Annotated in this window: 13 protein-coding genes and 1 other annotated feature; of the genes, 8 read left to right on the top strand and 5 right to left on the bottom strand. The window is 42.0% G+C overall.

From position 1 onward, the window contains the following. Positions 1-2 precede the first annotated feature (2 nt). Together NQ117_RS07750 and NQ117_RS07745 are read left to right on the top strand one after the other, a co-directional pair. Positions 3-377, top strand: a complete 375-nt coding sequence (locus NQ117_RS07750; RefSeq protein ID WP_258277395.1) for a DUF4180 domain-containing protein — start codon at positions 3-5, stop codon at positions 375-377. Between the two features lie 78 nt (positions 378-455). After that, positions 456-1142 carry a formylglycine-generating enzyme family protein gene (locus NQ117_RS07745; RefSeq protein ID WP_258278199.1) on the top strand — a complete coding sequence of 229 codons (687 nt, stop codon included), beginning with the start codon at positions 456-458 and terminating at the stop codon, positions 1140-1142. 110 nt (positions 1143-1252) lie between these two features. Here the strand turns inward: NQ117_RS07745 and NQ117_RS07740 are convergent, their stop codons facing one another. The 4 genes from NQ117_RS07740 to NQ117_RS07725 form a co-directional block, all read right to left on the bottom strand. Further along, positions 1253-1762: an SRPBCC domain-containing protein gene (locus NQ117_RS07740; RefSeq protein WP_258277394.1), complete on the bottom strand. Its 510-nt coding sequence runs from the start codon at positions 1760-1762 to the stop codon at positions 1253-1255. Between the two features lie 32 nt (positions 1763-1794). Continuing rightward, positions 1795-2118 carry an ArsR/SmtB family transcription factor gene (locus NQ117_RS07735; protein ID WP_258277393.1) on the bottom strand — a complete coding sequence of 108 codons (324 nt, stop codon included), beginning with the start codon at positions 2116-2118 and terminating at the stop codon, positions 1795-1797. 426 nt (positions 2119-2544) lie between these two features. Then, positions 2545-3312 carry a sulfite exporter TauE/SafE family protein gene (locus tag NQ117_RS07730; protein ID WP_258277392.1) on the bottom strand — a complete coding sequence of 256 codons (768 nt, stop codon included), beginning with the start codon at positions 3310-3312 and terminating at the stop codon, positions 2545-2547. Between the two features lie 530 nt (positions 3313-3842). Next, positions 3843-4496: a transcriptional regulator gene (locus NQ117_RS07725; protein WP_258277391.1), complete on the bottom strand. Its 654-nt coding sequence runs from the start codon at positions 4494-4496 to the stop codon at positions 3843-3845. A 962-nt stretch (positions 4497-5458) separates the two neighbouring features. After that, positions 5459-5686, top strand: a binding site (T-box leader). An 84-nt stretch (positions 5687-5770) separates the two neighbouring features. On the opposite strand from NQ117_RS07725, the gene tyrS reads away from it, so the two are divergent. From tyrS to pckA, 3 genes are all read left to right on the top strand, one after another. Continuing rightward, positions 5771-7030 carry a tyrosine--tRNA ligase gene (gene tyrS, locus NQ117_RS07720; protein ID WP_258277390.1) on the top strand — a complete coding sequence of 420 codons (1260 nt, stop codon included), beginning with the start codon at positions 5771-5773 and terminating at the stop codon, positions 7028-7030. A gap of 387 nt (positions 7031-7417) precedes the next feature. Then, the gene (locus NQ117_RS07715; protein WP_258277389.1) at positions 7418-7600 is read left to right on the top strand and encodes a GapA-binding peptide SR1P; all 183 of its coding nucleotides are present in this window, start codon (positions 7418-7420) and stop codon (positions 7598-7600) included. 57 nt (positions 7601-7657) lie between these two features. Beyond that, the gene (gene pckA / locus NQ117_RS07710; RefSeq protein ID WP_258278198.1) at positions 7658-9214 is read left to right on the top strand and encodes a phosphoenolpyruvate carboxykinase (ATP); all 1557 of its coding nucleotides are present in this window, start codon (positions 7658-7660) and stop codon (positions 9212-9214) included. Between the two features lie 134 nt (positions 9215-9348). Here pckA and NQ117_RS07705 read toward each other — a convergent pair whose 3' ends face one another. Then, a complete protein-coding gene (locus NQ117_RS07705; protein ID WP_258277388.1) occupies positions 9349-9819 on the bottom strand; it encodes a DUF2975 domain-containing protein in 471 nt (156 codons plus the stop codon). A 285-nt stretch (positions 9820-10104) separates the two neighbouring features. On the opposite strand from NQ117_RS07705, the gene NQ117_RS07700 reads away from it, so the two are divergent. The 3 genes from NQ117_RS07700 (at position 10105) to NQ117_RS07690 (ending at position 12654) form a co-directional block, all read left to right on the top strand. Beyond that, entirely contained in the window at positions 10105-10758 is a 654-nt protein-coding gene (locus tag NQ117_RS07700) for a M48 family metallopeptidase (protein WP_258278197.1), read from the top strand. 215 nt (positions 10759-10973) lie between these two features. After that, positions 10974-11660 (top strand): response regulator transcription factor, encoded by a 687-nt coding sequence (locus tag NQ117_RS07695; RefSeq protein WP_258277387.1) that lies wholly within the window; start codon positions 10974-10976, stop codon positions 11658-11660. Beyond that, on the top strand, positions 11653-12654 hold the full coding sequence (locus tag NQ117_RS07690; RefSeq protein ID WP_258277386.1) for a sensor histidine kinase: 1002 nt from the start codon (positions 11653-11655) through the stop codon (positions 12652-12654). Before NQ117_RS07695 ends, NQ117_RS07690 begins: the two co-directional genes overlap by 8 nt. Positions 12655-12731: the final 77 nt, after the last annotated feature.

The following is a 12731-nucleotide window of genomic DNA, read 5'->3' as shown; positions in this document are numbered from 1 at the left end:
TTATGAATATAACGAAGTTTGAAGTTGATGGAAAATATGTTGCTGTTGTGAGCGGTGACGAGAACGAAGTACTTATCGATGATGTTCAGTCTGCCTTGGATTTGATGGCAACAGTCAGATATGAAACAGATTGTGATCGTATCGTTCTTCACAAATCTATACTAAGCGAAAGCTTTTTTGACTTGAAAACACGTCTTGCAGGCGATATTCTTCAGAAGTTTATTAATTATTACGTGAAGGTAGCAATCGTTGGAGATTTCACTGTCTATACAAGCAAAAGCTTGAAGGATTTCATTTATGAGTGCAATAACGGAAAGGATATTTTCTTCTTGCCGACTGAACAGCAGGCGGTTGAAAGATTGGGCAAGTTGAAGTAATAGCTGTGGAAGTAACAGTAAGTAACAGTCGAGTGCGTTCAATGAAATAATGCCGCAGGAGGATGAGATGTGCCGAACATATCGCTTGAATCGCTTAGTGATGTAAAGTATCCGGTGGTTAACATTCCTGCTGGTGAAGTTGAATTAAGGGATGATCGCATCAAGCGGACATGGACCGTCAAGGTGAATGCATTTTTGCTTGCCCAAGTACCCGTGACAAGGGAGCTATATGGCGCGATTATGCGTATAGAAGCGGGAGCAGCTGAAGAACTTGAAACATCTCATGTTCCGATTGTAAATGTATCTTGGCATGATGCAATCCGCTTTTGTAATATGCTTTCCCAGCATGAGGGGCTGCAGCAATGCTATTCCATTAGCGATGATGGTGTTAGTGTCAGTTGTAACTGGGAGGCAGATGGCTATCGTCTCCCTACTGAAGCGGAGTGGCAGTACGCATGCAAAGCAGGAACGAGCGGTTACCGTTATGGTGAGCTGGATGAGATAGCTTGGTACCAGGACAATGCTAATGGCATGTCACATCTGGTAGGCCAAAAGCTGCCGAATGCGTGGGGGCTCTACGATATGTTGGGGAATGTATGGGAATGGTGTTGGGATATTTACGATGCTGATGTATACGGCACTTATCGAATTTTCCGTGGTGGTAGCTGGGCGGAAGAGGCTAGAGGTTGCGGTTCAACATGCCGCCGCCGAAGTCATCCAACGTTTCGCATTGAGGATCTAGGAATCCGCATTGCAAGGTCTTAGTACTTAAGCTGGATGAAGAGAACTTATGTTAAGCACCCAGCAACCAAGTTAGCGTTTCGATATGCTATAGACATCAAAAAAGGGGGCGATAAGCCCCCTCTGGACACAAATTATTGAAGGTTTTCCAAATGCTCTTCCAAACGATCCCATGTTTCGGTGATCCCTTGCTCCATACCCATGTCGATGACCGTCTTTAATGCTTCTGCTGTTGCATAGCTGCCGATGCTTGTGATCTTTGTTTTTCCATCAACTTCCTCGAAAGTCATCGTCACTTCAACAGCAGGCATATTTTCCGAGATATTGCCCTCCGCATCTGAGAAGTAATCGACGTATACGAGTTTTTCGTTTACAACGATTTCTTTGTATGCGGATTTCCCCCAAGACTCCATCCCGTAGAAGTCACCCTGATTTTTATCTTCACATTTCATACAATAGTGCCAAGCACCACCGGGACGGAAATCCAAATTGCTTACCGAGATAGTCCAGCCGCGAGGTCCAAACCATTGTTTAAGATGCTCTGAATCCGAGAACACTTTGAATGCAAGTTCAACTGGTGCGTTGAACGTTCTTTCCATTTTCAATACGTTGCCCTCAGCTTTAAATAACATTTTGTTCACCATATTCTTTATTCCTCCTAAGATTAAGTTGAGATTTATTTATCCGACTTGCTCTGTAGCTCTTGCAGGTATCGGTCTAAGTTGTCGAATCGTTCATTCCAGATGCGGCGGTAATTGTCCAGCCATGCATCCATTTCTTGCAATGGTTCCATTTGCAGCGCATAGTTGCGGCGATTCGCATCGGCATGTACGGTCACCAATCGTGCTTCCAGCAGGACGCGTAAATGCTTGGAAGCTTGAGGCTGCCGAAGATTGAGACGCTCGGCGATTTCTCCAACTGTCAATGGACCATGGGCAAGCAGCTCGACAATTCGCAAACGATTCGGTTCAGCCAGAGCGCTAAATATTCCAATGTCCATACGTTGGTGGAGTCACCTCACTTTCTTCCGTTTTTTGTTTGATTAACTTGTGTCTTGAATATATCCCAAAGGGAATATTCTTGTCAAGGAATATTGAGGTTGTTTTTGTGGGTATGAAACCCTACTACGTACCAGTAACTCATAACATCTCCAAATCGTAACAATGAGATAAGTTGTGGATAGAGATCTTCTATTTTTTGATTTCTTCACTTTTTTATACGTAAAAAGGCTTGTCTAATATGGACGTTGCATCCATGTAGACAAGCCTTCCTTTAAAATATCACTTCCTAGGGCGCTCATTATGATCGCTCTACAATTCAACTTATGATGGTCATTTATTTGTGATATAAAGTAGCCAATTCGCCAGCTATGATTTCGATTAGCATGGAAACAAGCAAAGGGATTGAAGTACCCGTACTTGGTCTCTTATCCCAAGAAGAGATCCCATACTTGCTTACCTATGAGTAGAATCGTTATTCCGATAAACAGTGGCTTTACATAAGCCGCTCCGCGTTTAATAGCAACCCTAGAACCTACAAGCGCTCCAACAATCATCGAAAGTCCCATCGGTATGCCGTATCCGTAGGAAATGGACCCGAGCATGGCAAAGGCAATAAACGATGCTAGGTTCGAGCCAAAATTAAGTACTTTCGCATTGCCAGAAGCACCTACAAAATCGAAGCCCATCAGCAAGAAGACGAATATAAGGAAGGAGCCTGTTCCAGGCCCGAAAAATCCATCGTAAAACCCAATCCCCGTTGCAGCAATGATTAAGAGAATGACTTTCTTCTTCGTTAAACCTTTGTATGTAGAAGCTGCACCCCAATTTTTCTTCATTAATGTATAAATAGTTACCGCAATCAACATGACGACGACGAGCGGCTTCAGAAACTCAGAGGGAATTGCATTGACACAGAGCGTGCCTAGTATAGCCCCGATAAAGGATAACGGAAATAATTTCGCAACAAGCTTAAATTCAATTTTCCCAGATAGTAAAAAGGATGTTGTACTCGTGAATGAGGACATCGTGCTTGCTAGTTTATTTGTTCCTAATACGAGCTGCGGTGGCAGACCCATCGCAAGTAATGCGGGTACGGTAATAAGCCCCCCGCCTCCAACAACGGAATCCACAAAGGCAGCAATGAAGCCTATTGCAATTAAAAGCAGGAGAATTTCTAATGAGGGTAGTTCCACGGCATGTCAGCCTCCAGTTCGTTTTATTGATCTATAGAACCTATCGCTCTTTTTTGGTTAATAATAGGCCAACCGCTGTAAGTGGGCAAGTATTTTATGCAGGGGTACCATTCCGAACATTTCTAACGGTCGTGAACGCCGTTATTTTGCTCATTTTTATCGATAATGAATGTAACGGATGCTGATGAGCTTATTGTTCAATATATGCAGACTAATTCACTGTTTTTGTTAAAATAAGCTCTGTTACATCCGTTAGATTTCAAACGGGGGGATATCACGAAAATAACGCCAGTTGCAACCGTTAGCCCTTGCAGTGCTGAAGAACTGAACTAGAGTGCTTTTGGCAAAACTTTCGCATTTATGATGCATCGTTTTTGCAAGGCAGTTGCAATGGAGCAGCACGGCTTCTACATATGTATTGCAGCGTCACTCCAATGCTTTCGCAGTATCTTTGCAGCGCCACTCCTGTGGCTGTTACAGATCTCTTGCAACACTTGTGAAAATCTTGATCAATTATGTTTTTGAGCAGATCATTCCTTTACTATCAAACGATAGGTACGATAGCGTTGACTTCCGCTTGCGACAGTAAGCATGTTCTTATGCAGCAGTGAACGAAGTACAACTCTAGTACGGTTTTCTGACAGTTGTAGGTGGATTGCTAGCTCTCTGGGGGTAAACGGAGTCAAGGTTCTGCGAGCAAATCGCAACGTTTCCGCCTCTGACCATGTCAAATCAGAAGGAACTGTTGTAGCTAAAAATTTTCCTGCAAAAGAGAGAATTAATTGTTTACACATTCCGGGGTCGTCTTTGATCGACAAATAAGCAATAGGAAGGAACAGCCAGCCATCAAGTGCGAGCAAAGCTTGCTTCATACACAAATCTTTAAATCTTCTTACTTCAATATCTCTAGCATGTGAGCGATAGCCTTGAATTTCAATACAACCCTTTGCACCATTTGGGAGGTATGCTAAATCCAAATAACGATATCCATTGTTATAATCGCGAACTTCATATTCAGGATATAGATAATCTAGGTTGCCAATCGCAGGGAACCAGATTAATCGTAAAAACTCCACCGTTCCATGACCCAAGCCATGTTGCAGCAGTTCTCGTCTTCTTGGGTTGTTTTCAGTCTCTATTTGTTCAGTGAGCCATCTTTCATATATTTCTTCAAACAAATGCAATCACCCTTTCATTGTTAATGGGGGTACTAATTCGTGTTGTTAATGCGATGTTAGTTCGTATTGCTAAAGCACAGAACGATACTAGAACGTATTGCTAATGCATGATACTAGTGAGTATCGTAAATGCACGATTAAAGCGTATCGTGAATGCACTACTCTTTCGTATCGCTAATGGGTTTATAAATCTATCAAAGGGTACAAAAAAACCGCTTTGACGCATGGGCTAGCTCCATAGAGCGGTAGCGATGCGATCAAAGCGGTATGTGCTTCATACCGACTAAGACAAATGAAATTGTATTTAGAATGTATCATATTAAGCTAAGGCGCTACAAGTATGCAGCTACGTTATTGCGTTAATGGTTGTCACAGGGGCTATTAAGCATACATTTATTGAGTTCGAAATGTAACGGATGCCAGAGAGCTTATTTGTCAGATTGAGTGATGTAATTCGCTATTAGCGCTTATATAAGCAATAATACAACCGCTAGAGTTATAATCTGGACGATTTCATGGAAATAACGTCAATGGCGACCGTTAGGCGAAGCACCATACTGGCTTGCAGATTAATAAAATGGTTATCCCGAATACGGTAGCATAACGTAACATCACCTAGGTAGCTTAATGCAGCTCCACCTAGGTAGCATCACCCAGGTATCTTAATACAGCTCCACCTAGGTAGCATCAACTATGTAGCTTCATGCAGGCAGCTCAGCTCGCGCAGGCAGTGTGTGAACTTCACGCCAAGTGTTATGTGGCTTGATGAAGCGAGAATCTTGGAATGGTGGGAATTTACAATGCGCAGTTAATGCAAATGCTGGATGAGCTCCATCAGATGATGACGGGCCTGTATTCATGCATGTAAAACAAGCTTTTTCGTGCATTCAGTAGATGATCGTAACAATTTGTCCTCGCTCGGTTGACATCCCTATTTTAATTCTCTATACTGTCTGTAATCTTATATGCGATATACGTTGAAAGAGCGCAGTAGCTGCTTAATCCCTGTCTCAGAAAGCCGGGGGGTGATGGAACCCGGTACACATTAAGTAGGCGAAGTACACTCTGGAGTATCTCGGGTAATGCTGAGCGGAATGGCGAACGATAACTCGCCGAGAGTGGTATCCATACATGCGGCAGCGCATCGGTCATGGGTGCAATCTGGGTGGTAACACGGTTGGTCAATCGTCCCTATGTCTTTTATAGACAAGGGGCGATTTTTTTGTGCCGCATCATGCAAATGGATAGAAAAGCTTATAATTTGAAGGAGTGGGATAGCTGTGAATATTATTGACGAACTGGCATGGCGCGACGCTATTAACCAACAAACAGACGCTGAAGGTCTTAAAGAACTTACGAATGAGAAGTCTGTATCGCTCTACTGCGGTGTAGACCCGACTGGCGACAGCATGCATATTGGTCACTTGATTCCTTTTATGGTACTGAAACGTTTCCAACTAGCTGGACACCGTCCCGTAATCTTGATTGGCGGAGCTACAGGTACAATCGGTGATCCAAGTGGTCGTCAATCTGAGCGTTCTTTGCAAACACTGGAAGAAATTCAAGCAAACGTAGATGCACTTACAGCACAATTGAAGAAGTTGTTCCTAACAGAGGGCGACAATCAAATGCGCATGGTAAATAACTACGACTGGACTCACAAAATCAATGTGATCGAGTTCTTGCGCGACTACGGTAAAAATTTCAGCATTAATACGATGCTAGCTAAAGATGTTGTATCCAGCCGTCTTGATAGCGGTATTTCCTTTACAGAATTCTCGTACCAAATCTTGCAGTCCTTGGATTACCTGCATTTGTACCAGCATGAAGATGTTCAATTGCAAATCGGTGGCTCTGACCAATGGGGCAACATTACGAGCGGACTTGATCTTATTCGTAAAAAAGAAGGTTCTGAGGCAAAAGCATTCGGCCTTACGATTCCATTGATGCTGAAAGCAGACGGTACGAAGTTCGGTAAAACAGCTGGCGGAGCAATTTGGCTTGATCCGAATAAAACGACTCCATTCGAGTTCTATCAGTTCTGGGCAAATACAGACGACCGTGATGTTGTGAAATACTTGAAATACTTTACGTTCCTTTCTAAAGAGCGCATTGATGAGTTGGCTCAAAAGGTTGAGACAGAGCCTCATAAGCGTGAAGCTCAAATTACGCTTGCAGAAGAAATGACTCGCTTTGTACACAGTGAAGAATTGTTGGCACAGGCGCAGCGTATTACGGCTGCATTGTTCAGTGGCGACATTAAGTCGTTGACAGCTGACGAGATCGAGCAAGGTTTCAAGGAAATGCCTACGTTCGAAGCGACGAAGGAAGCGAAAAATATCGTGGACTGGCTTGTTGATCTTGGCATCGTGAAGTCTAAGCGTCAAGCGCGCGAGGACATTACAAATGGTGCAATCTCGATGAACGGTGAGCGTGTTAGCGATGTGGGCTTGGAGGTAACAGAAGAGCACGCTATCGGGGGACGCTTTATCATTATCCGTAAAGGAAAGAAAAACTACAGCTTGGTGAAAATGTCTTAATATTATCGAGCGAAGAATTAGGTAGGCCTCACTTATACAAATAAGTGGGGCTTTTTTATATGGTAGAATAATCGATTTCATCTATGTCGGTTGTAGCATAAACAATATGAACAATATGCCATTAAAAAAACAAAAAGGCACTATAGAAAAACTTTATGACCAAAAATCCTATATATATTGCACATCATTAAAAAATGATGTACATTATTTCCACAACAGTCTGCATATAAAATATATTATACGATGAGGATCTATTGTACATGTACGTTGATTCTTCATCATCATTACTTTGACAATTCGTAAAAGACGTGTGCAAGGTGAGCATTTGGATAGGTAAGCAGGCTCATGAAACGAACGAACCTAACGTATAGGGAGGATGAATGAAGCATGAACGATTCCATGAACAAAAAGAACGTAAATATGGGTGTCATCATTTGCAAGCATTGTAACTCTCAAGTAGAAACGCTGAATACGAACAGAATGGTTGTTTATTATGGTGTATGCGATCAACCGGAGTGCCGCCAATTGCACAGAAGTCTTGATGTACCTGTGAATATGTACGCTGAATAATAAGAAGCTGAGGCAAATATAGGAGGAATAACCGTGACCGCGAATAGCAGAATAAACATGCAATTTGCTGATTTAGATGTAGATACGATGCAAAGAAATTTGCCTGTCGTGAAGCTAGTAGAATCCGCGCTTCTTCATGGCGAAGGGAATCTTACGTCAGCAGGCGCGCTGCAAGTTGAGACAGGAAAATTTACAGGCCGCTCTCCAAAGGACAAATTCATCGTAAAAGAAGAGCAAACGATTAATCATATTGCATGGGGGGGCGTGAATCAGTCACTGACTCCTGAACAATTTGATCTGCTGTATGAGAAAGCGATCGATTATATGGCATATCGGAAGCTCTATATTTTCGATGGTTATGCAGGCGCAGACAAAGAATATCGCTTGCCGATCCGAGTAATCAACGAATATGCATGGCAAAATCTATTCGTACATCAATTATTTATTCGACCTACAGAAGAAGAATTACTGACACACACAGCAGAATTTACAGTTATTACACTGCCAGGTTTGAAAGCGGATCCAATTACGGATGGAACCAACTCGGAAACGTTTATCGCGATATCTTTTTCGAGAAAAGCTGTTCTCATCGGCGGTACCCATTATGCGGGTGAGATGAAGAAATCGATCTTCAGTGTTCTGAATTATTTACTTCCGTTTCAAGGTGTTATGCCGATGCATTGTTCGGCTAATGTCGGTGAAGCTGGGGATACAGCCTTGTTCTTCGGGTTATCGGGAACAGGAAAGACGACGCTATCGGCAGATCCAGAGCGCAGATTAATCGGTGATGATGAGCATGGCTGGTCGGATGTCGGGGTGTTTAATTTCGAGGGAGGCTGCTATGCGAAGTGCATTGGGCTGACCCAGAAGAAAGAGCCGCAAATTTGGAATGCGATTCGCTTTGGCTCTGTTCTTGAAAATGTGTCAATCGATGCTTCGTCTGGGATAGCTGATTACAATAGCAACGAACTGACTGAGAATACACGTGCAGCCTATCCGATCGATTACATCGACGACTCCGTTATTCCTGGAGTGGCTGGCCACCCGAACGTCATTATTTTCTTAACAGCTGACGCGTACGGGGTACTGCCTCCTGTATCCAAGTTGACGAAGGAGCAGGCGATGTATCACTTCCTATCTGGCTATACGTCCAAGTTGGCTGGTACGGAGCGTGGTGTTACGGAGCCAGAAGCGACGTTCTCCGCGTGCTTCGGCGGACCATTTCTACCATTGAGACCAAGCGTGTATGCAGAAATGCTTGGAGATAAAATAACGAAGCACAACGCACGTGTTTATCTCGTCAATACAGGCTGGAGCGGTGGTCCGTACGGCATTGGTAAACGTATGGAGCTAGCGTATACAAGGGCTATGATTACGGCGATTATCGATGGAACGATTGAGGATGCTCAATTTACGCCACATCCGATATTCGGTACACATATTCCTGATACGGTTTCGCACGTTCCAAGTGAATTGCTTGATCCAAGACAGATATGGGCGGATAAAGAGGACTATGATCGTCAAGCCAAGCAGCTTGCGCAGCGTTTTCATCAGAACTTCGAGAAGTTTACCGATGCATCTGAGGCGATTCGAGCAGCGGGTCCGCAATTATAGAAAGAAGCACGTCCTAGAGAGAGTTTGGATGTGCAAGAAAAAAGGAAAAGGCAGCCTGCGGGCTGCCTTTTATTTTGTATTTTTCGTTTCGTGATCGTGCTTCGACCCGTTCTGAACGTTTCGATACACTCCCTTTACACCGTAAGTTCATTTTCTGATTGTAGATGAATAGCACTTTGCAATAATCGTTCAAGTACAGCTCCGAATACGCCGACGACAAACGCTCCGAAAGGTATCGCCAAACTAATTACAACAAGGCCCGGCGCATCGTCTTGTTGTGCCATAACGAACAAAACGGGTTCCATTACCACGAAAATAATGCCTATACTGAAGCCACAGTATTTGATTTTCTTTAATGCGCGGACTGATAGCTCTGAGAAAGCGATATTTTTATCAATATAGCCGAGCAATTTGAATGTCTGATACAGTGCGATGTAATAAGGGACTATGGCTGAAAAAAAGCCGATATCTACTACATATAGTTTGCCTGGGAATTGATTCGTTGCTCCTAATAAGGAAAGTACTGAAAATACACATATTACAAGCACGGGTAAAGCCATTAGAAATACCACTATCTTTAAAAATAATGTGGTTGCATGTTTCATAATCAACACCTCATCTGCATGAAATCAATGTTATTATAATACGTTGTTTATCGTTTTACAATATATTTAGATTGTATAGAAATAAAAATATGTTGTTTTGTTAAAATGAGGTTCTTGTGTATAACTTGTTGTTCTAGCAGAACACTCTAGTATCCTAGAAACCAATGTATGTACGGTTATGATAAAATGAAATAGGAAGTCAGTTAGTCAGCTTCTGCTTGGCGCAAGAATAGCGGAGGCAGTGGCCTTCTAGCCTAACAAAAGTAAATAGAGATGATGGTGAATATGCAAGTTGAAATAGATAACCAAATGATAAATGTCCATGTGCAATATGGGCGTAGAACAAAAACTACGATTCATATGGATGCTTTCGGGCGTGTTTCGATCAAAGTGCCGAAGGATACGACGGAAGAAACCGTACGGATAGCGATTGAACAATATAGTAAATGGATCATCGAAAATTTGCGCAAAATTGATGCTGCTAAAGAGACGACCAAGTCGAGAGAGTATGACGATGCAGGCAAATTTCTTCATCTAGGTAAAGAATATTTGCTTCATGAATTAATCGAGACGGATGGGTTAACGGAAGAGGAGCTTAAGCTAAAGCTCAAGAAGTTCTATTTCGCCAGCTGCAAAAAGATTATCGGAGAACGGATAAAAATCTATCAAAATGATTTGAAAGTTAAGCCGAAATCTTTCGAGATCATAGAGTCTAGAACGAAGTGGGGAACCTGCAGCTCAGATAAGAAGTTAACCTTTAACTATCGGCTAGCTATGGCTCCTATTGAAGTGATCGACTATGTCGTTATTCACGAACTGTGTCATCTGCATCATATGAATCATGACCGCTCCTTTTGGCGGCGCATCGGTAGCATCATGCCTGACTACAAGGAGAAGGAACAGTATCTGGCAAGGCATGGTCAGGCGATGACGTTTTAAGTCACTGTGCAGCATGCAAGCCGCTCATTTGAGCGGCTTTTTTATACGGTTTGCAACACCTATCTTATTTAAGTTAACTTTTATCAATTAGATTTCTTGAGTATAATAATTTGTAACAATTAGCTCCTTTATTAACGAATGATAGAATGGATTAGAATAAAAATTTTCGCGCAGTTGTAGGTGATTGAAGATAGTTATCCGTTTGGAGGCGCAAAATGAAAGTACTAGTAGTTGAAGATGACAAAACGATTGCCGATGGATTGCATTATTCGCTTACTAGCGAAGGTTATGAAGTGTTTATTTGTGAAAATAAGCAAATGGCATTGGCAACAATCAGACAACAGCGTTTTGATATTTATTTACTTGATTTAACCTTGCCGGATGGCAGTGGCTATGAGGTGTGCGAATATATTAAAGATAATCAGCAAGCTCCTGTTATTTTTCTAACGGCATGTGATGATGAGATCAACGTAGTTCGCGGATTAGATATGGGAGCGGATGATTATATTACCAAACCATTTCGTATTCGTGAATTGATTAGCAGAATGAAATCAGCACTTAAGCATTATACAAAGTCATACGCTTCGAATGATGTGGTCAAGGTTGGAAATATTGTTGTAAATACAAAACAGGCTAAAGTATACAAAGGGATAGAGGAAGTAGTGTTAACCGCTTTAGAATATCGCTTGCTGTTGACATTTCTAAATAATAAAGGACAAGTTTTAACCAGAAATCAGCTTTTAGAAGGTATTTGGGATTTGGATGGCAGCTTTATAAATGACAATACGCTTTCTGTTTACATTAAGCGATTGCGAGATAAGCTAGAGGATAGTAACCAAAATTTCAAAGTCATCGAAACCGTGCGCGGACTAGGCTATCGTATGGGTGGAAATCATGATTAAAAATAAGAGCATATGGGCATTATTCACTTATTGCGCAGTTATATCTATCATTGGCACTTCGGTTATCTGGATGATGGACTGGAAAGCAGGAGTTGTAGCCTTTGCTACGCTATCCCTGCTCTTTTTATGTTTCTTTCTGTTCACCCTTAAACGTTATCGAGACATCAAAAAGTTATCTGACTATTTGGCTTCTGTTTATTCTGGTCAACCGACTATGGATATACGGGACAACACAGAAGGCGAATTAAGCATATTGAAAAATGATATTTACAAAGTCACGTTAACTTTATCTGAACTGTCTGTTCATTTGAAAAAGGATAAATTATATTTGGCCGAAACGCTGTCTAATATTTCGCATCAATTAAAAACACCTCTCACCTCCATGTTTGTCATGGCAGATTTGTTGAACGATCCTAGTCTGCCCCGAGAGAAACGGGAACAATTTGTAGGTAATATACTCAATCAATTGAAGCGTATTGAATGGCTTGTGACTTCATTGCTTAAGCTGTCCAAAATTGATGTGCAAAGTGTTACGTTCAAAAAGGAACTTGTATCTGTCAAGAAATTAGTAGACAGAGCATTGGAGCCGCTTCTTATCCCTATGGAATTAAAAGATCAACAGCTTACGATTTCCTGTGATCACAATCTCAAGGTGACTGTAGATGAAAACTGGACTGTCGAAGCGATCTTGAACGTCATTAAAAATGGGATCGAGCATACGCCAGCCGGAGGCAGTATTACGATTGCTTGTGAAGAGACACCTTTGTATACGCAAATGATTATTACCGACAGCGGTAAGGGTATTGCTCCAGAAGATGCCCCGTACATTTTTGAACGATTTTATAAAGGGAAAAACGCTGGTCCTGACAGTATTGGAATAGGCTTAGCGATGTCTAAATCGATTTTGCAAAGTCAAAGTGCCGATATATTTATGGAAAGCGAGCTTGGTGTGGGTACAACGTTTACGATCAAATTTTTCAAACCAATGGTTTAGTGACTAAATTGTAAGATAGAATGTCACCGACAAGACATCTTAGCCAAGTAAATTAAAGGTAATAACAAGCAATCTAG

This window comes from Paenibacillus sp. SC116 (assembly GCF_024733555.1).
Lineage (GTDB): Bacteria > Bacillota > Bacilli > Paenibacillales > Paenibacillaceae > Paenibacillus_B.
Note: the sequence above shows the minus strand (reverse complement) of the source record. Positions and strands in the feature narration are given on the sequence as shown.

Excerpts from the sequence above, each read along its gene's own strand:
- NQ117_RS07750 (WP_258277395.1), top strand. The coding sequence starts at position 3 with ATGAATATAACGAAGTTTGAAGTTGATGGAAAATATGTTGCTGTTGTG.
- NQ117_RS07740 (WP_258277394.1), bottom strand. The coding sequence starts at position 1,762 with ATGGTGAACAAAATGTTATTTAAAGCTGAGGGCAACGTATTGAAAATG.
- NQ117_RS07735 (WP_258277393.1), bottom strand. The coding sequence starts at position 2,118 with ATGGACATTGGAATATTTAGCGCTCTGGCTGAACCGAATCGTTTGCGA.
- NQ117_RS07715 (WP_258277389.1), top strand. The coding sequence starts at position 7,418 with ATGAACGATTCCATGAACAAAAAGAACGTAAATATGGGTGTCATCATT.
- pckA (WP_258278198.1), top strand. The coding sequence starts at position 7,658 with ATGCAATTTGCTGATTTAGATGTAGATACGATGCAAAGAAATTTGCCT.
- NQ117_RS07705 (WP_258277388.1), bottom strand. The coding sequence starts at position 9,819 with ATGAAACATGCAACCACATTATTTTTAAAGATAGTGGTATTTCTAATG.
- NQ117_RS07700 (WP_258278197.1), top strand. The coding sequence starts at position 10,105 with ATGCAAGTTGAAATAGATAACCAAATGATAAATGTCCATGTGCAATAT.
- NQ117_RS07695 (WP_258277387.1), top strand. The coding sequence starts at position 10,974 with ATGAAAGTACTAGTAGTTGAAGATGACAAAACGATTGCCGATGGATTG.
- NQ117_RS07690 (WP_258277386.1), top strand. The coding sequence starts at position 11,653 with ATGATTAAAAATAAGAGCATATGGGCATTATTCACTTATTGCGCAGTT.